General features: G+C 71.8%; 13 protein-coding genes, 2 tRNA genes and 1 pseudogene. 8 read left to right on the forward strand and 8 right to left on the reverse strand.

What is annotated here, in order from left to right; all coding sequences use genetic code 11:
- Window positions 1-298: 298 nt before the first annotated feature.
- Window positions 299-1,693 (reverse strand): trigger factor, encoded by a 1,395-nt coding sequence (tig, locus tag ACSLIC_RS07240; protein ID WP_436736849.1) that lies wholly within the window; start codon window positions 1,691-1,693, stop codon window positions 299-301.
- A 184-nt stretch (window positions 1,694-1,877) separates the two neighbouring features.
- A tRNA-Pro gene (locus ACSLIC_RS07245) sits at window positions 1,878-1,954 on the reverse strand.
- 151 nt (window positions 1,955-2,105) lie between these two features.
- Here ACSLIC_RS07245 and ACSLIC_RS07250 point away from each other — a divergent pair.
- Window positions 2,106-2,179 (forward strand) — tRNA-Gly (locus ACSLIC_RS07250).
- Window positions 2,180-2,330: 151 nt separating this feature from the next.
- On the opposite strand, the gene ACSLIC_RS07255 is transcribed toward ACSLIC_RS07250, so the two are convergent.
- Window positions 2,331-2,525, reverse strand: coding sequence for a hypothetical protein (locus ACSLIC_RS07255; RefSeq protein WP_436736850.1), 195 nt, complete (start codon window positions 2,523-2,525; stop codon window positions 2,331-2,333).
- Window positions 2,526-3,296: 771 nt separating this feature from the next.
- On the opposite strand from ACSLIC_RS07255, the gene ACSLIC_RS07260 reads away from it, so the two are divergent.
- Together ACSLIC_RS07260 and ACSLIC_RS07265 are read left to right on the forward strand one after the other, a co-directional pair.
- A complete protein-coding gene (locus ACSLIC_RS07260) occupies window positions 3,297-4,499 on the forward strand; it encodes an acyltransferase family protein (RefSeq protein WP_436736851.1) in 1,203 nt (400 codons plus the stop codon).
- Between the two features lie 331 nt (window positions 4,500-4,830).
- A complete protein-coding gene (locus ACSLIC_RS07265; protein WP_436736852.1) occupies window positions 4,831-6,042 on the forward strand; it encodes a cation:proton antiporter in 1,212 nt (403 codons plus the stop codon).
- A 120-nt stretch (window positions 6,043-6,162) separates the two neighbouring features.
- Here ACSLIC_RS07265 and ACSLIC_RS07270 read toward each other — a convergent pair whose 3' ends face one another.
- Window positions 6,163-7,278, reverse strand: a complete 1,116-nt coding sequence (locus ACSLIC_RS07270) for a PP2C family protein-serine/threonine phosphatase (protein ID WP_436740303.1) — start codon at window positions 7,276-7,278, stop codon at window positions 6,163-6,165.
- A 159-nt stretch (window positions 7,279-7,437) separates the two neighbouring features.
- On the opposite strand from ACSLIC_RS07270, the gene ACSLIC_RS07275 reads away from it, so the two are divergent.
- On the forward strand, window positions 7,438-8,667 hold the full coding sequence (locus ACSLIC_RS07275) for a GNAT family N-acetyltransferase (protein WP_436736853.1): 1,230 nt from the start codon (window positions 7,438-7,440) through the stop codon (window positions 8,665-8,667).
- Between the two features lie 23 nt (window positions 8,668-8,690).
- Here the strand turns inward: ACSLIC_RS07275 and ACSLIC_RS07280 are convergent.
- Window positions 8,691-9,491 (reverse strand): annotated as a pseudogene (locus ACSLIC_RS07280) (Fpg/Nei family DNA glycosylase); the annotation flags it as partial.
- Complete coding sequence (locus ACSLIC_RS07285) at window positions 9,491-9,982, reverse strand: ribose-5-phosphate isomerase (RefSeq protein WP_436736854.1); 492 nt, start codon at window positions 9,980-9,982, stop codon at window positions 9,491-9,493. The pseudogene ACSLIC_RS07280 and the gene ACSLIC_RS07285, both read right to left, overlap by 1 nt.
- 324 nt (window positions 9,983-10,306) lie before the next feature.
- Here ACSLIC_RS07285 and ACSLIC_RS07290 point away from each other — a divergent pair, with 324 nt between their 5' ends.
- Complete coding sequence (locus ACSLIC_RS07290) at window positions 10,307-11,743, forward strand: amino acid permease (protein WP_436736855.1); 1,437 nt, start codon at window positions 10,307-10,309, stop codon at window positions 11,741-11,743.
- Window positions 11,744-11,833: 90 nt separating this feature from the next.
- Here the strand turns inward: ACSLIC_RS07290 and ACSLIC_RS07295 are convergent, their stop codons facing one another.
- Window positions 11,834-12,427: a biotin transporter BioY gene (locus ACSLIC_RS07295; protein WP_436736856.1), complete on the reverse strand. Its 594-nt coding sequence runs from the start codon at window positions 12,425-12,427 to the stop codon at window positions 11,834-11,836.
- A 326-nt stretch (window positions 12,428-12,753) separates the two neighbouring features.
- Here ACSLIC_RS07295 and ACSLIC_RS07300 point away from each other — a divergent pair, with 326 nt between their 5' ends.
- Both ACSLIC_RS07300 and ACSLIC_RS07305 read left to right on the forward strand, forming a co-directional pair.
- Complete coding sequence (locus tag ACSLIC_RS07300; RefSeq protein WP_436740304.1) at window positions 12,754-14,190, forward strand: amino acid permease; 1,437 nt, start codon at window positions 12,754-12,756, stop codon at window positions 14,188-14,190.
- A gap of 150 nt (window positions 14,191-14,340) precedes the next feature.
- A complete protein-coding gene (locus ACSLIC_RS07305) occupies window positions 14,341-15,789 on the forward strand; it encodes an amino acid permease (RefSeq protein WP_436736857.1) in 1,449 nt (482 codons plus the stop codon).
- 255 nt (window positions 15,790-16,044) lie between these two features.
- Here ACSLIC_RS07305 and ACSLIC_RS07310 read toward each other — a convergent pair whose 3' ends face one another.
- A complete protein-coding gene (locus ACSLIC_RS07310) occupies window positions 16,045-16,689 on the reverse strand; it encodes a mycothiol-dependent nitroreductase Rv2466c family protein (protein WP_436736858.1) in 645 nt (214 codons plus the stop codon).
- Window positions 16,690-16,843: 154 nt separating this feature from the next.
- On the opposite strand from ACSLIC_RS07310, the gene pepN reads away from it, so the two are divergent.
- Window positions 16,844-19,429: an aminopeptidase N gene (pepN, locus tag ACSLIC_RS07315; RefSeq protein WP_436736859.1), complete on the forward strand. Its 2,586-nt coding sequence runs from the start codon at window positions 16,844-16,846 to the stop codon at window positions 19,427-19,429.
- Window positions 19,430-19,503: the final 74 nt, after the last annotated feature.

Here is a 19,503-nt window from a genome sequence, read left to right on the forward strand (position 1 = left end):
TGACGGGGCGCGGGGGTCCGCGCCCGCCGTTTGGGCGGCGATATGAGGGGACTCCCCAGCCCTCGTTATTCATGGACCCTAACGCGCGGGCCGTCGCGGGCCATCCCGCATTCGGAACTGTTCGCTGTGAGCGCAGGTCCGGTGCCCCGGGGGCCTCTTCGGCCCGTACGGACCAGGGCCGTACGGCGGGCAGGACGGCCCTGGCGCGGGCCCGGAACGCGAGCGCCGGGCCGGCTGAGGGAATCAGCCGGCCCGGCGCTCGGTGACGGCGGTACGGGGCCGTCCGGCCCGAAGGTGCTTACTTGTCGCTGTCGGCCTTGGCCTCGGCGGCGTCGCCCTCGGTCTGCTCGGCGGCGTCGGTGGCCTCGGCCGCCTCGTCCTCGCCGTCCGAGAGGTCGATGACCTCACCGTTGGTGTCCTTGACCGTGACGGCCTCGACGACGACGGCCAGCGCCTTGCCGCGGGCGACCTCGCCGACCAGCATCGGGACCTGGCCGCCTTCGACGACGGCCTGGGCGAACTGGTCGGGGGACATGCCGGAGGAGGCCGCACGCCGCATGAGGTGCTCGGTGAGCTCCTCCTGGTCGACGTTGAGCTTCTCCTTGTTGACCAGCTCGTCGAGGATGAACTGGGTCTTGATGCCCTTGATCGCCTGCTCGCGCGTCTCGGCGTCGAACTCCTCGACGGTCTTGCCCTGGATCTCCAGGTACTTCGCGAGGTCGAGGCCCATCTGGCCGAGCTGGTGGTGCTCCAGGTTGTGCTTGCGGGTGTTGACCTCGTCCTCGAGGAGCTTCTCGGGGATCGGCACCTCCGCCAGCTCCAGCAGGGCGTCCAGGACGCGCTCCTGGGCCTGGGTGGCCTGGTCGTACTGCTTCATGTTCTCCAGGCGCTTGCGGCTGTCCGCGCGCACCTCCTCCAGCGTGTCGAACTCGCTGGCGAGCTGCGCGAAGTCGTCGTCCAGCTCGGGGAGTTCACGCTTGGCGACCTTGGAGACCTTGACCGTGATCTCGGCCTCCTTGCCGGCCGCCGAGCCGCCCTTGAGCTCGGAGGTGAAGGTGGCCTCGCCACCGGCCTCCAGGCCCTTCACGGCGTCGTCGATGCCGTCCAGCAGTTCACCGGAGCCGATGGTGTAGGAGACGTCGGACGCGAGCCCGTCCTCCAGCACCTCTCCGTCGACCTTGGCCTCCAGGTCGAGGGTGAGGACGTCGCCGTCCTCGGCGGGGCGCTCGACCGGGGCGGTGGAGGCGAAGCGCTCACGCAGCTCCTCCACGGCCTTGTCGACGTCCTCGTCGGTGACCTCGACCGGGTCCACCTCGACCTCGATGCCGGAGTAGTCCGGGATCTCGATCTCGGGGCGGATGTCGACCTCGGCGGTGAAGGCCAGCAGCTCGCCGTCCTTCAGCTCGGTGATGTCGACCTCGGGCTGGCCGAGGACGTTCAGCTCACCCTCGTTGACCGCTTCGGTGTAGAACTTCGGGAGCGCGTCGTTGACGGCCTCCTCCAGCACGGCGCCGCGGCCGAACCGCTGGTCGATGACGCGGGCCGGGATCTTGCCCTTGCGGAAGCCCTTCACCGTGACCTGCTGGTTGATCTTCTTGTACGCCGCGTCGAGGCTGTCCTTGAGCTCCTCGAAGGGCACCTCGACAGTGAGCCGAACCCGGGTCGGGTTCAGGGTCTCCACGGCGCTCTTCACGGTTCGGTCTCCTTGATGGCTGACTTCTGGGGGTTCTGCCGGTACACCGCACCACACGGAGGCGGATGAGGGACACCGGCGGATCAAGCCCGCCGCGGACACGCACAGAGGCACGCGGACACACGGGCTCGCACTTCGCATAGTAACCGTGTGGCGGAGGAGACCCCCAACGCGATCTTGCAGGTGGTCGGGGTGGCCGGATTCGAACCGACGACCTTCCGCTCCCAAAGCGGACGCGCTACCAAGCTGCGCCACACCCCGTCGGTGCGACACGAAGGGTACATGCCCCGTCGCCCTTCGGCGCCCGGGAGCGCGGGGCACTGACGGCTCGCCGCCGGGGTGTGCGCGTCGGCCCGGTGAGCGGCTAACATGCTCTGCGTGCCCCCGGTCACTGACCGGCGGTGCGCGATGTGCGGGCGTAGCTCAATGGTAGAGCCCTAGTCTTCCAAACTAGCTACGCGGGTTCGATTCCCGTCGCCCGCTCCAACAGGACCGAAGGGCCCGGCAGTTGATCTGCCGGGCCCTTCGGTCTTTCCGTGTACGACCGGCGGAGGCGTTCGGGAGCGCGGGGGAGCGTGCGGGCGCGCGCCCGCGGGCGGGGTGGCCACGCGCACCGGGGCGCGCGGGCGCCGCGGGTTCAGAAGCTGATGCCGCTGACGGTCTGCGCTATCGAGTCGAGGACGCGCCGGATCGCCGGGGCCACGCCGCTGGAGGCGAGGAAGAAGCCGAACAGGATGGCGACCACGGCGGGGCCGGCCTTGAGTGAGCCGCCCCGGATGAGGACGACCATGACGATCGCCAACAGCACCACCACGGACAGTGAAATGGCCACAACTGATCACACCTTCGCGTCGGTCCGCTCTCCCGGCCCGGGTGACACACGCCGCGCGCACCCCTCGCCAGGACCATCGTGCCACCAACAGCCGTTCTTCATGCGGCTGGTGACGCAACGTCGGCCATGGCGTGGGCCACACTCGGCAGGCCGCCCCCGCGACCTGCGCGGAGAGTGCGCCGGTGGCGGGGCGGCGACCCGCCGGACCGGCGCACCGCTCCCGGGCGCCCAGGCCATTACCGGGCACCGAATTCGGCTTGATCGTTTCCCTGTCCCCACGCGCGCTCACGAGCCCTCCGCAAGGAATTCGAATTGCGCGCCCGATCACTCAGCCGGCGAACACGCCCTGTGAAATAGGCGACAGATAGCCGCGGTCCGCCCGGCGAATAGCGGTATTGCGGCACCCGGTGCCACCGCCCGCCACCGCCCGGCGTCAACCGCGCGCCCCAGCATGGCCGTCCACCCGTACGCCGTCGCCGCAGGCGCAGGTCAGGGGGGCGCGAGGGGCCCACCCGAGGGGATGCACCCCCCTTTACATCTGGACACTCCGGCACCTTTCACCTTGTCCCGTGCCCCGGCGTGCGGTATCGGGACGGGGAGGCAGACTTCGCCGTATCGGGGGTACACGAGAGCCGCACCACGAATGAACCACGTGGTTTTACGAACCCCTTCCGCCGACGCTAGGGTGCTGAAAATGTTCCCCACCGCCCCGACCCCCACCCGTGCAGTGAGGTCATGGCGCGTCTCCCCCGAACTCGGGCAGGGCGCCTGGTGACGAACTCGCTGCGTCCGCACGGCCGCCACAGTCAGCCGCTGCCCCCGGTCCAGGAACCGGCGGACGGCATGACGGCTCCACGGCCCTCCCCCACGTCACAGGAGCGGCCCCCCGGTCCTGAGAGACCCCCCGCCGCAGCCTCGAAACCCGCCAAGCCGCGGGACCCCTTCTTCGACAACGCCAAGTACCTCGCGATCGTGCTGGTCGCGATGGGCCACGCCTGGCAGCCGCTGACCGCCGACAGCCGGGCCGCCGAAGCCCTGTACATGGTCGTCTACGCCTTCCACATGCCGGCCTTCATCGTGATCTCCGGCTACTTCTCGCGCAGTTTCGACATGCGCAAGGACCGGCTGCAACGCCTGGTGACGGGCGTCGCCGTCCCCTACATCCTCTTCGAGGCCGCGTACAGCCTCTTCAAGCGCTGGGCCGATGACGACCCGACCCATCCGATCAGCCTGCTCGACCCCTGGTACCTGACCTGGTTCCTGGTCGCCCTGTTCGTGTGGCGGCTCACCACGCCGCTGTGGAAGATCGTCCGCTGGCCGGTGCCGCTGGCGCTGGCCGTGGCGCTGCTCGCCTCGGCCTCCCCCGACATCGGGGACGACCTGGACCTCCAGCGGGTCCTCCAGTTCCTGCCGTTCTTCGTGGTCGGCCTGGTCCTCAAGCCGGAGCACTTCCAGATGGTGCGCCGCCGCGAGGTCCGACTGCTGGCGCTGCCGGTCTTCGCCGCCGCGCTGCTGGTCGGCTACTGGGCCGCGCCGCGGATGTCCTCGGCCTGGTTCTACCACCGCGACAGCGCCCAGGAGATGGGCTTCGCCTGGTGGGTGGGGATCGTCATGACCCTGGCCCTCTTCGGCTGCTCCATGGTCCTGACCGCCTGCTTCTTCGCCTGGGTGCCGCGCCGCCACATGTGGTTCACCGCACTGGGCGCCGGCACGCTCTACGGCTACCTGCTGCACGGCTTCCTCGCCAAGGGGTCGCGCTTCGGGGGCTGGTACGAGACGTACGACTGGGTGCGTACACCGCTCGGCATGGTCGGGGTGACGCTGATCGCCGGCGCGGTGGTCACCGTGCTGTGCACACCACCGGTGCAGCGCCTCTTCCGCTTCGCGATGGAGCCCAGGATGAACTGGGCCTTCAAGCGGGACGCGACCGAGCTGGCGCGCGAGCGCGCCAAGTCGGGATCGCCCATCCGCTGACCCGCCCGCGCGGCCTGCCCAGGGCGGGTCGCCGGGGCCGGTGGCGGAACGACCGGGAGCCCGGCCGGGGAGTACTCCACTCCCCGGCCGGGCTTCTGCCTTTCCCCGGCACGTCCCGCGCCCCCAGAGCGCGGCGCCGGCACCGCCCGAGTACCTCCGATTCCCTCAACTCCCCCTTGATCACAGCGCGTTGATGGCCCGTTTCGCGTTGCTCCCGGGCGTACGCGAGCGGGCGTAATGCTTTGGTAAGCTAAGTATTGACGATTCCTTGACGCCCCCTTGACTCAAGAAGGAGGACGAGCTCATCGGACACGCAGAGACGCTGATAGCCATGGGCGGTGCCTTCGTCGGCGCCGCCGTGCTGGCACGCCTCGGTCGCCGTATCGGGTTGCCGACCATTCCGCTCTTCATCCTGGCCGGCATTCTGCTCGGCCCCCACACTCCCGGAGTCGTCCTCGTCTCCGACCCCCACGACCTGGGGATGCTCTCCGCCCTCGGCCTGGTACTGCTGCTGTTCTACCTGGGCCTCGAGTTCCACATCGACGATCTCAAAGCGGGCGGCCGCAACATGGCCATCGCCGGGGGGATCTACCTCGCGCTGAACGTGGGCGCCGGTCTGGGCTTCGGCTTCGCCCTCGGCTGGGGGTTGGCGGAGGCACTGGTGCTCGCCGGCGTCCTCGGCTTCTCCTCCTCGGCCATCGTCACCAAGATCTTGGTCGAGACGGGCCGTCTCGGCAATCCGGAGACCAAACCCGTCCTCGGCATCACCGTCGTCGAGGACGTCTTCCTCGCGCTCTACCTGGCCGCTCTCCAGCCCATCCTGTCCGGCGCGGACAGCGTGGGCAGCGCGGTGGCGGACGGGGCCAAAGCGTTCGGCTTCCTGTTCGCGCTGGCCCTCGTCGCCCGGTTCGGCACGCGCCTGGTCGGACGGATCATCAACACCCCCGACGACGAGATCCTCACCATCTCCTTCATCGGTGCGGCGGTCCTGGTGGCGGGCGTGTCCGAGTGGTTCGGCGTGGCCGACGCCATCGGCGCCTTCATGGTCGGCCTGATGCTGGGGTCCACCACCTCCGGCAAGCGCATCCTGAAACTGGTCCACCCGCTCCGGGACGCGTTCGGCGCCATCTTCTTCTTCGCCTTCGGTCTCTCCATCAATCCGGGGGACCTGCCGGGCGTCGTGTGGCCGGTGCTCATCGCCGTCACGATCACGTTCTTCATGAACGCGGTCTCCGGTGTCCTGGCCGCCCGCATCTACCGCTTCGGGCCGGGGCCCGCCGCCAACATCGCCACGACTCTGCTGGGCCGCGGCGAGTTCGCGCTGATCCTCGCCACCATGGCGGCCTCGGCCGGGCTCGACGAGCGGCTCACGCCGTTCATCGCCGGCTACGTCCTGGTCCTGGCCGTCCTGGCGCCGCTGGCGGCCGGCCGCAGTCAGTGGCTGGCCCGGCTGCTGCCCATGAAGGAGCCGAAGACGGCGAAGTCCGACGAGGACGACGCGGGGGCGTCGCAGTCCTCGGTGTCCGAGCGCACCTCGGTCTGACGCTTCCCGCGGCCCGTCCTTCCGGCCCGTCTCCCTCCGGGGAGGCGGGCCCGCGGCGTACCGGGGCAGGGACGTTCCGGGGCGGAGCGCGCCGGACGCCGGACGCGGGGCCGTCCGCGGTCAGTCGCCGGTGCGGCAGAGCAGGAGAAGGGCCCGGTCGTCGTTGACGTCCTTGGCCACGGCTTCTATGAGGTGCCAGGCGGCACCCTCGAAGCCGCCGGAGACATAGCGGTCGGCCTCGCCGGTGAGGCGGTCGATGCCCTCGGAGAGGTCCCGGCCCGCGGCCTCGACCAGGCCGTCGGTGTAGAGCATGAGGACGTCGCCGGGGGCGAGGGAGCCCTTGACCGGGTCGAACCGGCAGCCGTCGTAGACGCCGAGCAGGGGGCCCTCGGCGGTCTTCTCCTCCCACTGGCCGGTGCCGGAGTGGAGCTGGACGGCGGGGAGGTGGCCGGCGGAGAAGATCTCGTAGTCGCCGGAGTCCAGGTCGAGGACGAGGTGGATCGAGGTGGCGAAGCCCTCGTCCCAGTCCTGGCGCAGGAGGTAGCCGTTGGCGGCGGGGAGGAAGGCGTGCGGCGGCAGGGAGCCGAGGAGCCCGCCGAAGGCGCCGGAGAGCAGCAGGGCACGCGAACCGGCGTCCATGCCCTTGCCGGAGACGTCGGTGAGGACCACTTCGAGGGTGCGGCCGCCGTGGGTGCGGGCGGCGACGACGAAGTCCCCGGAGAACGACTGGCCGCCCGCCGGACGCAGTGCCATCTCGTGGTGCCACCCGGAAGGCAGGTGCGGCAGGCGGCTCTGGACGCGGATGCGTTCGCGCAGGTCGAAGAGCATGGTGCCGCCGCGCCGCCAGGGCACGCCGACCCGGCTGCGGAACTGGGCGATGAGCAGGCCGAAGAGCCCGGCGGCGGCGACCGTCAGCACCGTGCCCGGGGTGACGCCGACGGGCACCTCGGAGGTCGGGCCGCCGCCGAGCACCAGGGACTCCACGACGAGGGCCGCGGTGGCCGAGGCGTAGAGGAGCAGGAGGGTGGCGGGGCGCAGGACGAGGCCGCCGGCGACGACCGGGAGGACCAGGGCGGCGGGGTCGCACCATTGAGGGCCGACGACGGTGCCGGCGGCGAGGGCGGGGACGGTGAGGAAGAGGCCGGCGAAGGCCACCCAGTCGGAGCCGTCCCCCCGGAAGTAGTCGACGGCGGACTTGCGCAGCCCGGTGCGGGCCCGGTGCCAGCGCTTGTGCATCCGGGCCCGGGTCGTCTCTGCTGCCGCCCTTGCTTGTGCCATTGTTCGGGACCTTACCGAGCCGGGCCGTCACTTCGCACGGGAGGTCCCTCTTGTCCCCTGATCCGGGCGGAGCGAAAACGCCTCGCCGCGTCCCGTCTTGGCTGGTAGGGATGGCGTATGACATCTGGTGCAGAGGTATTGCGGGCCGAGGACTGGGAACAGTGGTACAGCCTGCTGGAGCTGGCGTTCGGCGGGGTGCCGGAGGCGCCCGAGGAGCGGGAGTTGTACCAGCGGCTGACGGAGCCGGAGCGCTCCCTCGCGGTGTGGGACGACACGGAGGTCGTGGGGACCACGGGGGCGTTCACCTTCCGGGTCTCGGTGCCCGGCGGACGGCTGGCCGCGGCGGCGGGCGTGACGATGGTCGGAGTGGCGCCCACACACCGGCGCCGGGGCATCCTCACCACGATGATGCGCCGCCAGCTCGACGACGTACGGGCGCGCGGGGAGGCGCTGGCGGTGCTGACCGCCTCCGAGCCGGAGATCTACGGACGGTTCGGGTACGGGATCGCCACGATGAAGGTGAGCGCCGAGATCGACACCGCGCAGGTGCGGCTCACCGTCCCGGAGGGGACGGACGGGGTGGTACTGCGGCGGGCCGACCCGCGTGAGGCCCTGAAGGTCTGCGAGGAGCTGTACGCGCGACAGGTGGCCGGGCGGCCGGGGATGCTCGCGCGGGCGCCGGGCTGGGAGGAGCAGGCAGTGCTCGACCCGCCGAGCCGGCGCGACGGCGGCTCGCCGCTCCAGTGCGTGCTGGCCGAGCGGGACGGCGAGGTGGTGGGGTACACCCGCTACCGCACCCGTCCCGCCTGGACGGCGGGCGGGCCCGACGGGACGGTGGCGGTGCAGGACCTGGAGGCGCTCGGCCCGGCGGTCTACGCCGCGCTGCTGCGCTACCTGTGCGGGCTGGACCTGATGCGCACGGTGGGGCTGGCGAACCGGCCGGTGGACGACGCCTGGCAGTACCTGGTGAGCGACGTCCGGCGCTGTGTGCCGCGGCTGCGGGACGAGCTCCAGGTGCGGCTGGTCGACGTGGGTGGTGCGCTCCGGCAGCGGTCCTACCGGGTGCCGCTGGACGTGGTGTTGGAGGTGAGCGACGCGTTCTGCCCCTGGAACGAGGGGCGTTGGCGGCTGACCGCCGACGCCGGGGGCGCCGCCTGCGAGCGCACCGGGGCCGAGCCGGATCTGGCGCTGTCGGTGCGGGAGCTGGGCGCGGCCTACCTCGGCGGGGTGCCGCTGAGCGGCCTGGCGGCGGCCGGGCGGGTGCGCGAGCTGCGGCCGGGGACGCTGGCCCGGACCTCGGCAGCGTTCGGCTCGGACCTGGCGCCCTGGCTGCCGCACGGCTTCTGAGGGGGCTGGGCGGTGGTGCCCGACTGGCAGCGCGGGCACCAGAAGAGGTTGCGGGCGGCGAGCGAGGCGGTACGGATCTGCTCGCCGCAGACCAGGCAGGGGCGCCCGTCACGGCGGTAGACGTAGACCTCGCCGCCGTGGTCGTCGACGCGGGGCGGGCGGCCCATCGCCTCGGGGGTGTGCTCGGGCCGGACGGTGTCGATCCGGTCGTGCCGCACCCCCTCGCGCATCAGCGCCGCCAGGTCGCCCCAGAGGACCTCCCAGGTGGCGCGGGTCAGGCGGTTGCCGGGGGTGTACGGGTCGATGCCGTGCCGGAAGAGGACCTCGGCCCGGTAGACGTTGCCGACGCCCGCGACGACCTTCTGGTCCATGAGCAGGGCGGCCACGGTGGTGCGCGAGCGGGACACCCGGCGCCAGGCGGCGTCGGGGGTGTCGTCGGCGCGCAGCGGGTCGGGGCCGAGGCGGTCGTGGACGGCCTGCTTGCCCTCGTCGGTGACCAGGGCGCAGGCGGTCGGGCCGCGCAGGTCCGACCAGGCGTTCTCGGCGGTGAGCCGGAGCCGGATGGTGTCGGTGGGCGGGGGCGGGGCGCCGGTGCCGCGGGCGACCTTGCCGAAGAGGCCGAGGTGGATGTGGACCCAGCCCAGGTCGGCGAAGTCGAGGAAGAGGTGCTTGCCGTGCGCCTCGGCCCCGGCGAACACCGCGCCGTCCAGCAGGGCGGCGGAGGCGGCGAAGCGGCCCTGGGGGCTGGAGACGCGCACCGGCCGGCCGCCGAACCACTCCTGGTGGTCGGCGGCCAGCCGGTGCAGCGTGTGCCCCTCGGGCATCAGGCGTCGTGCTGGGGGTGGTGGGCCGGGATCGGGGGCAGCTCGCCGGTGGTCTCGTAGGCGGAGAGCATGTCGATCCGGCGGGTGTGGCGCTCGTCCCCGGAGTACGGGGTCGCCAGGAAGGTGGCGACGAAGTCGGTCGCCTCCTCCTGGGTGTGCATGCGGGCGCCGACGGAGACGACGTTGGCGTTGTTGTGCTCGCGGCCGAGGGCCGCGGTCTCCTTGCTCCAGGCGAGGGCGCAGCGGACACCCTCGACCTTGTTGGCGGCGATCTGCTCGCCGTTGCCGGAGCCGCCGATGACGATGCCGAGCGAGTCGGGGTCGGCGGCGGTCCGCTCGGCCGCCCGCAGGCAGAACGGCGGGTAGTCGTCGGCGGCGTCGTAGATGTGGGGGCCGCAGTCCACCGGGTCGTGGCCGTTCGCCTTCAGCCAGTCGACGAGGTGGTTCTTGAGTTCGTAGCCGGCATGGTCGGAGCCGAGGTACACGCGCATGGAGGGAGTGTGGCATGCCGGGAGCGGGGTAGCTGATTCCGGGTCCACGGCGGACGGCGGCGTCGCATGTGCCGGACGCCGTCCCGCGGGCGTTCAGAGACGTCCGGCGGGTGCGTTTCGTTCCACGGAGCCACTCGATGTGATCTGTTCCACACCGCTTTCGGCCGGTCGTGAGAGACCGTGGGGGGACTGGCATCCCGGCCCCTGCCGCGGAGGCCGGACGACGCTCGGCGACGGAACAGAACGAGACCGGGGGTTCCGAACTGTGGATTCTTGTGGATTCATTGGCTCAGCTCGGAACCCGAGAACAAAGGAAAAAGGCGCATGACCTCGCAGCCCCCACTTGCGAAGGTGGAAGAGCTCCCCGACGGCCCCGCCGGCCCCACCCCGGCTGCCGCACAGGGGAGCGACGGCCTCCAGGCCGGACTCAAGAACCGCCATCTGTCGATGATCGCCATCGGCGGTGTCATCGGAGCCGGCCTCTTCGTCGGCTCCAGCGCGGGCATCGCCGCCGCCGGACCGGCCATCCTCGTCTCGTACGCCGTCGTCGGCCTCATGGTCGTGCTGGTGATGCGGATGCTCGGGGAGATGGCCGCCGCCCGGCCCTCCTCGGGCTCCTTCTCCGCCTACGCCGACATGGCGCTCGGGCGCTGGGCCGGGTTCTCCATCGGCTGGCTCTACTGGTTCTTCTGGGTCGTGGTGCTCGCCGTGGAGGCGACCGCCGGGGCCGTGATCCTCAACGGGTGGGTTCCGGCCGTGCCCCAGTGGGGGTGGGCGCTGATCGTGATGGTGGTCCTGACCGGGACCAACCTCGCCTCGGTCGCCTCCTACGGGGAGTTCGAGTTCTGGTTCGCCGGGATCAAGGTCGTGGCCATCGCGGCCTTCGTGTTCATCGGTGTGCTGGCCGTCTTCGGGGTGCTGCCCGGCTCGGACAACCCCGGCGCGGGGTTCGCCAACCTCACGGCGCACGGAGGGTTCCTGCCCAACGGGGCCGGGTCGATCCTCACCGGCGTGCTGATGGTCGTCTTCTCCTTCATGGGAAGCGAGATCGTCACGCTGGCCGCCGGCGAGTCGGCCAACCCGCAGCGTGCGGTGCGCAAGGCGACCAACAGCGTGATCTGGCGGATCGCCGTCTTCTACCTCGGGTCGATCTTCGTCGTCGTGGCGCTGCTGCCGTGGGACTCCGCGTCGATCGTCGAGGACGGGTCGTACGTGGCCGCGCTCGACTCCATCGGGATTCCGCACGCCGGGCAGATCATGAACGTCATCGTGCTCACCGCCGTGCTGTCCTGTCTCAACTCCGGGCTCTACACGGCCTCTCGGATGGCGTTCTCGCTCGGGAGGCGGGGGGACGCGCCGGCGGCGTTCGCCCGGGTCAACGCGCGAGGGGTGCCGCAGGCGGCGATCCTCGGGTCGGTCGTCTTCGGGTTCGCCGCGGTGTGGTTCAACTACCAGTGGCCCGAGACGGTGTTCCAGTTCCTGCTCAACTCCTCCGGAGCGGTGGCGCTGTTCGTCTGGCTCGTCATCTGCTTCTCGCAGCTGCGGCTGCGGGGGGTGATCTCCCGGGAGACGCCCGAGAAGCTGGTGGTGCGGATGTGGCTGTTCCCCTACCTCACCTGGGTGACCATCGCGGGGATCGTCTTCGTCATCGGGTACATGCTCTTCGACGAGGCCGGGCGGACGCAGATGGCCTTGTCCTTGCTCGTGGCCGTACTGGTCGTGGGGGTGTCCCTCGTGAAGCACCGGGGGGCGCGGGTCTGAACCCCGCGCCCCCTCACCCCGGGTCCCGTCGCGGGCCCGGGGTTCCTCTCTCTTCGCCTCGGTTCGCGGCCGTCTCGGGCCGGCCAGGTCTCAGTGGCGGGTGAGCCGCCACGCCAGGGGCAGGGCGCCCATGGCGAGGGCCGCCTTCAGCGCGTCGCCGACGAGGAAGGGGACGAGTCCGGCGGCGACGGCGGAGCCGAGGGTCATGCCGGTGGACAGGGCGAGGTAGGGGACGCCGACGGCGTAGATCAGGGCGGAGCCCAGCACCATGAGCCCGGCCGTGCGCAGCACCGAGCGGTCGGCCCCGCGCCGGGCGAGTGCGCCGACGACGGTGGCCGCGAGGAGCATCCCGAGGACGTATCCGAAGGACGGCGCCGAGACCCCCGAGACGCCCTCGGCGAACCACGGCACCCCGGCCATGCCGACCAGCGCGTACAGGGCGAGCGAGACGAAGCCCCGCCCCGCGCCGAGCGCGGTGCCCACCAGGAGGGCGGCGAAGGTCTGCCCGGTGACGGGGACGGGCGAGCCGGGGACGGGCAGGACGACCTGCGCCGCCAGCCCGGTGAGAGCGGCACCGCCGGTGACGAGGGCGGCGTCACGCAGCCGGGCCCCGGGGACGGTGGAGGCGGGCAGCAGGTCGGCGAGGACCTGTCCCGGTCGGGTGGAGGCGGCGGCAGTGCTCATCGGGGCTCCCCGAGGGTGAAGGGTGGGACAGCTCATGGAACGGCTGAGGACAGGCCGACGCTATCCCAGCGCGGCCACGCGATCACCAGCAGCCGCCGACAAAGCGGCGGTTGGGCCCTTGGTGGACTCCGCACAAAGGTCCGCTTGTACACCCGCGAGGGCGTGACGCTGCTCACTCGCCCCCGTACGGTCGCTTTACCGCGTTGCTCCCGGGGCCGCGGGATGGGGAGACTGTAGGGTCCCGCCAATTCGGGGACACCCCTCACACCCCCCGCGCGCGGGCGCAGCCCGGCTCGTGGGGGACCGACGAAGCAGTGAGCACCGCCATGCACGACTCCCCCGCAGACCCCGCCGATCCCGGGGCCACCAGCGCCACCACGGCCCGGGACCCCTTCGGCACCGCCGAGCCACTCGGCCGCGGACTGAAGCAGCGCCATCTGACGATGCTGGGGCTGGGCGGGGTGATCGGCGCGGGCCTGTTCGTGGGCTCGGGTGCGGGCATCGCGGTGGCGGGGCCGGGGATCGTGGTCTCGTACCTGATCGCGGGGACGCTGGCGATGCTGGTGATGCGGATGCTCGGGGAGATGTCGGCGGCGATGCCGGCCTCGGGGTCGTTCTCGGTGCACGCGGAGCGGGCGCTCGGGCGGTGGGCCGGGTTCAGCGTGGGGTGGCTGTACTGGTTCCTGCTGGTGGTGGTGCTGGCGGTGGAGGCGACCGGCGCCGCGCAGATCGCACACGGCTGGGTGCCCTCGGTGCCGCAGTGGGCGTGGGTCCTGGCCTTCATGCTGGTCTTCACCGGGGCCAACCTGGCGGCGGTGCAGCACTTCGGCGAGTTCGAGTTCTGGTTCGCCACGCTGAAGGTGGGGGCGATCGTGCTCTTCCTGGCGCTGGGCGTGGCGGCGATCCTCGGGTGGCTGCCGCAGACGGAGCCGGTGGGGCTGGCCCACCTGTCGGGTGACGGCGGTTTCCTGCCGCACGGCTGGTCGGGCGTGGTCTCCGGGGTGCTGGCCGTGGTCTTCGCCTTCGGCGGCCTGGAGGTCTTGACGATCGCGGCGGCCGAGTCGGACGATCCGGCCCGCTCGGTGGCGCGCGCGGTGCGCAGCGCGGTCTACCGCATCCTCTTCTTCTACGTCGGCTCGATGCTGGTCATCGTGACGGTGCTGCCGTGGACGGCGATGCGGCCGGGGCTGAGCCCCTACGTGGCGGTGCTGGACGGGATCGGCATCCCCTCGGCGGGCCAGATCATGAACATCGTGGTCTTCGTGGCGCTGCTGTCGGCGCTCAACGCCAACCTGTACGGCTCCTCGCGGATGGTCTTCTCGCTGGCGGAACGCGGGGAGGCGCCGCGTTCGCTGCTGAAGGTGGCGCCCGGCGGGGTGCCGCGGCGGGCGGTGCTGGCCTCGGTGGCGTTCGGCTTCGTCTCGGTGCTGCTCAATCTGAAGTGGCCCGACTCGGTCTTCCTCTACATGCTCAACGCGGTGGGCGCCGTACTGCTCTTCGTGTGGGCGCTGATCGCCGTCTCGCAGCTGCGGCTGCGGCGGCTGATCGAGCGGGAGGCGCCGGAGCGGCTGGTGCTGCGGATGTGGGGGTACCCGTGGCTGACCTGGGCCGCGCTGGTGGCGGTGGCGGCGGTGTTCACGCTGATGCTCTTCGACGCCACCGCCCGGCCGCAACTGCTCTGGTCCTCGGGCGCGGCGGTGCTGGTGCTGCTGGTCGCCGGGGTACGGGAGTGGCGGCGCCGAATGAGGCGCGCGGGGGCGTGACGGCGCGGACGGGGTGCGCGGCGGCCGTGCGCGGGCGTGCACGCCAGGTGAGCGAAGTGTCCGGATAACGGTCGGGCCCGTCGCCCGAGCGGACGGTGCGCGCAGACTGAGGCACTCCCCCGCCATCTCACGTACTGGACCGATACGACCATGACTCGGACAACCCTCACTCCTGAGGACACGCCGGGTGCCGACCGGCTCCCCGGCTGCGACCAGGCGTCCGACACCGGTTCCGCCCTGTCGAACGGGCTGAAGCAGCGCCACCTGTCGATGATCGCCCTCGGCGGCGTCATCGGCGCCGGCCTCTTCGTCGGCTCGGGCGCGGGCATCGCCGCCGCGGGCCCGTCGATCGTCTTCGCCTACGCGGCCTCCGGCCTGCTGGTGATGCTGGTCATGCGGATGCTCGGCGAGATGTCCGCAGCCAACCCCGCCTCCGGTTCGTTCTCCGTCCACGCCGAGCGGGCGATCGGCCCGTGGGCCGGGTTCACCGCGGGCTGGGCGTTCTGGTTCCTGCTCTGTGTGGCGGTGGGCCTGGAGGGCATCGGCGCGGCCGAGATCATGACGGGCTGGCTGCCGGGGACCCCGGAGTGGGCCTGGGTGGCGCTCTTCGTGGTGGTCTTCTGCGGCACCAACCTGGCCGCGGTGAAGAACTTCGGCGAGTTCGAGTTCTGGTTCGCCACGCTGAAGGTGGTGGCGATCGCCGTCTTCCTGCTCGTCGGTGTGCTGGCGATGGCCGGTGTGCTGCCGGGCAGCGACGCTCCGGGCGCCTCGAACCTCACCGGCGAGGGCGGCCTTATGCCGAACGGCTCCGAGGGGTTCGTCGTCGGCCTGCTCGCCTCGGTCTTCGCGTACGGCGGACTGGAGACGGTGACCATCGCGGCGGCCGAGTCGGAGCGGCCGGTGGAGGGCGTCGCGAAGGCGGTGCGTACCGCGATGTGGCGGATCGGGATCTTCTACGTCGGCTCGATGGCCGTCATCGTCACCCTGGTGCCCTGGGACGACCCGGCGGTCGTCGAGAAGGGCCCGTACGTGGCGACCCTGGACCACCTGGGCATCCCCGGCTCGGGCCAGATCATGAACGTGGTCGTGCTGATCGCGCTGCTCTCCGCGATGAACGCCAACATCTACGGCTCCTCCCGGATGGCCTGTTCGCTGGTGGCCCGGGGCCAGGGCCCGCGCAGGCTCGGCCAGGTCTTCGGCGGGGTGCCGCGCATCGCCGTGCTGGCCTCGTCGTTCTTCGGCTTCGTCTGCGTACTGCTCAGCTACTGGCGCCCCGACGACGTCTTCGCCTGGCTGCTCAACATGATCGGCGCGGTCATCCTGGTGGTCTGGTTCTTCACCGCCGCCTCGCAACTGGTGCTGCGCCGCCGCACCGAGCGGGAGGCGCCGGAGCGGCTGGTGGTGCGGATGTGGCTGTTCCCGGGGCTGACCTGGGTGGCGCTCGCCGCGATGGCCGGGGTCTTCGTCCTGATGGCGAAGGAGCCCGACACCCGCGTCCAACTGCTGTCGACCGGCGGGCTGACGCTGGCCCTGGCCCTGGCCGGCTACCTCCTCCAGCGCAGGCGCGCCGCCTCGCCCGCCGGGGCCGGCGAGAACTGACCCGCCCTGTCCGCCGCAGGTCAGGGCCCCCGCCCGGGGCAATCGTCAACTGGCGGGACGTGGCCCGGCCTCACGCCTCGGCCAAGGCGCGGGAGAACCTGCTGCCCGCTCCCTGAGCCCTCCTGAGCGTCCGCCTCGTGGTCGTCTTCTCAGCCTTCGCCCGGCGGGCGGATGAAGCAGGCCCCTGTGAGGACGTGCCCCACAGGGGCCTTTCCGCAGCCGCACGGGCTGCCCCCGAGCGCCGGCCGGGTGGGCTCAGTCGAAGCTGGGCTCGGCGGTGCGGGTGCGCTTCAGCTCGTAGAAGCCGGGGACCGAGGCGACCAGCAGGGTGCCGTCCCAGAGGGCGGCGGCCTGCTCGCCCTTGGGCGCCGGGGTGACGACGGGACCGAAGAAGGCGACCTCCTCGCCGTCGGCGCCGGGGACCGCGATGACGGGGGTGCCGACGTCCTGGCCGACCTTGGTGATGCCGGCGGCGTGCGAGGCGCGCAGCTCGGCGTCGTAGGTGTCCTTGTCGGCGTAGTCGGCGAGGTCGGCGGAAAGGCCCACCTCTTCGAGGGCGGCGACCAGGGTGGCGCGGTCCTGGGGCTGCTGCTGGTTGTGGTAGCGGGTGCCCAGCGCGGTGTAGAGCGGGCCGGCGACCTCGGCGCCGTGCAGCTGCTGGGCGGCGATGACGACGCGTACCGGGCCCCACGCCCGGGTCAGCAGCTCGCGGTACTCCTCGGGGAGTTCGTCGAGGCGGTCCTCGTTGAGGACGGCGAGGCTCATCACGTTCCAACGGACGCGGACGGGGCGGACCTTCTCCACCTCCAGCATCCAGCGAGAGGTCATCCAGGCCCAGGGGCACAGCGGGTCGAACCAGAAGTCGGCGGTGACCTCGGTGTTCTGCTGCGGGTCGGTCATGTCTCTCCCTCAGATGGTCGGGCGGGCCGGCTACGGCCGTACGCGAGCGGCAACCGCGCGGGGGCCGGTCCCATTCCCGGGCGTCACGGGAGGCGCCGGGAAGCGCACATGACAGGATCGGCCTGTCGGAAATGCGCCACGAAGGAGTACCGCCGTGCCCGGAGAGAACCTGACCCGAGACGAGGCCCGCGAGCGGGCCGCCCTGGTCGCCGTCGAGTCCTACGACGTCGCACTCGACCTGCGCTCCGCCCTCGGGGAGGTGGCGGGGGACGGTCCGCGCACCTTCCGCTCGGTGACCACCCTCCGGTTCGCCGGGCTGAAGCCGGGCGCCGCGACCTTCGTGGACCTGATCGCGCCCTCGGTGACCTCGGTGGTGCTCAACGGGCGGAGCCTGGAGGTGGCCGAGGTCTTCGACGGCACCCGGATCGCCCTGGAGGGCCTGGAGGCCGAGAACACCCTGGTGGTCGACGCCCAGTGCGCCTACAGCCGGACCGGCGAGGGCATGCACCGCTTCGTCGACCCGGAGGACGGCGAGGTCTACCTCTACACCCAGTACGAGCCGGCCGACGCCCGCCGGGTCTACGCCAACTTCGAGCAGCCCGACCTCAAGGGCCGCTACCGCTTCTCGGTGACCGCACCCGAAGCCTGGGGTGTGTGGTCCAACGGCGCGGGCGAGCGGGACGCCGACGGGGTGTGGCGGTTCGCCGAGACCGAGCCCATCTCCACGTACATCACCTGCGTGGTCGCCGGGCCGTACCACTACGTGACCGACGACTACCGGCGGACTCTCCCCGACGGCTCCGAGCTGCGGATTCCGCTCGGCGCGATGTGCCGCAAGGGGCTGGCCCCGCACTTCGACGCGGACGACGTCTTCCTCATCACCAAGCAGGGCCTGGACTTCTTCCACGACCACTTCGGCTACCCGTACCCGTTCGGCAAGTACGACCAGGCGTTCGTACCCGAGTACAACCTCGGCGCGATGGAGAACCCGGGGATGGTGACCTTCCGCGAGGAGTACATCTACCGGGGCAAGGTCACCGCCGCCGCCTACGAACGGCGCGCCACCACGATCCTGCACGAGATGGCGCACATGTGGTTCGGCGACCTGGTCACCATGAAGTGGTGGGACGACCTGTGGCTGAAGGAGTCCTTCGCCGACTTCATGGGCACCTTCGCGCTCGTCGAGGCGACGCGGTTCACCGGCGGCTGGACCACCTTCGCCAACAACCGCAAGGCTTGGGCGTACCGCGCCGACCAGCTGCCCTCCACCCACCCGATCACCGCCGACATCCGCGACCTGCAGGACGCCAAGCTCAACTTCGACGGCATCACCTACGCCAAGGGCGCCTCCGTCCTCAAGCAGCTCGTCGCCTACGTCGGCCGGGACGCCTTCCTGGAGGGCGCCCGCCGCTACTTCCAGCGTCACGCCTTCGGCAACACCACCCTCGCCGATCTGCTGGCGGTGCTGGAGGAGACCTCCGGGCGCGACCTCACCGGCTGGTCGAAGGCGTGGCTCCAGACCGCCGGGGTCAACGCGCTCACCCCCGAACCGACCCTGGACGCGGAGAACCGGATCACCGAGCTGGCCGTCGCCCAGGAGGCCGCGGCCTCCCACCCGCAGCTGCGTCCGCACCGGGTCGCGGTGGGCCTGTACCGGGTGGACGGCGTCGAGGGCACGCTGGTGCGGTACGCCCGCGCCGAGCTGGACGTGACCGGGCCGCGCACCGTCGTCTCCGAGCTGGCCGGGGCCCAGGCGCCCGACCTGGTCCTCGTCAACGACGACGACCTCACGTACTGCAAGGTCCGGTTCGACGAGAACTCGCTGGCCACGCTCAGGTCCCGGCTCGGTGACATCGCCGATCCGCTGGCCCGCGCGCTGTGCTGGTCGGCCCTGTGGAACATGACCCGCGACGCGCTGATGCCGGCCCGCGACTTCCTCTCCCTGGTGCTGGAGCACGCGGGACGCGAGTCCGACCTCGGCGTCCTGCAGATGCTGCACGCCTGGGCGCGTACGGCACTGGTCCACTACGTCGTCCCGGCGCACCGCGAGGAGGCCGGGCGGGCGCTGGCGCAGGGGGCGCTGGCCGAGCTGCGGGCGGCCGAGCCGGGCGGACCCGCGCAGCTGACCTGGGCGCGGTTCTTCGCCTCGGTCGCCTCCGACGAGGCCGACCTCCAGCTGCTGGGGGCGCTGCTGGACGGCCCCGCCCGCATCGACGGCCTCGACATGGACCAGGAGCTGCGCTGGGCGTTCCTGGAGCCGCTGGCCACGTACGGCGTGGTCGACGAGGAGCGGATCGCGGCCGAACTGGCCCGGGACGACACCGCCTCGGGCAGGCGGCACCAGGTGCGGTGCCTGGCGGCGCGGCCCTCGGAGGCGGTCAAGGCGCGGGCGTGGGCGCAGGTGGTCGAGTCCGACGTGCTGTCGAACGCGCTGGTGGAGGCGACCATCGCCGGGTTCACGCAGCCCTCGCAGCGGGAGCTGATCGCGCCGTACGCGGCGAAGTACTTCGAGGCGATCGGGCGGGTCTGGCAGGAGCGGTCCATCCAGATCGGCGTGCTCGTCGTGCGGGGGCTGTTCCCCTCGCTCCAGGACGGCACCAGGACGCTGGCGGCGGCCGACGCGTGGCTGGGCGAGCACGCCGACGCGCCGCCGGCCCTGCGCCGCCTGGTCCTGGAGGCCCGCGACGACCTGGCGCGCGCCCACCGGGCGCAGGCGGCGGACGCCGGTACGGCGGGCTGAGCCGGCCCCTTCTCCGGCGGACGGGCCCGCCGTCCCTCCCCCGCGCGGGGCGGGGCGGCGGGCCCGTCGGCGTG

This window comes from Streptomyces sp. BBFR102, assembly GCF_051397025.1.
Taxonomy (GTDB): domain Bacteria; phylum Actinomycetota; class Actinomycetes; order Streptomycetales; family Streptomycetaceae; genus Streptomyces.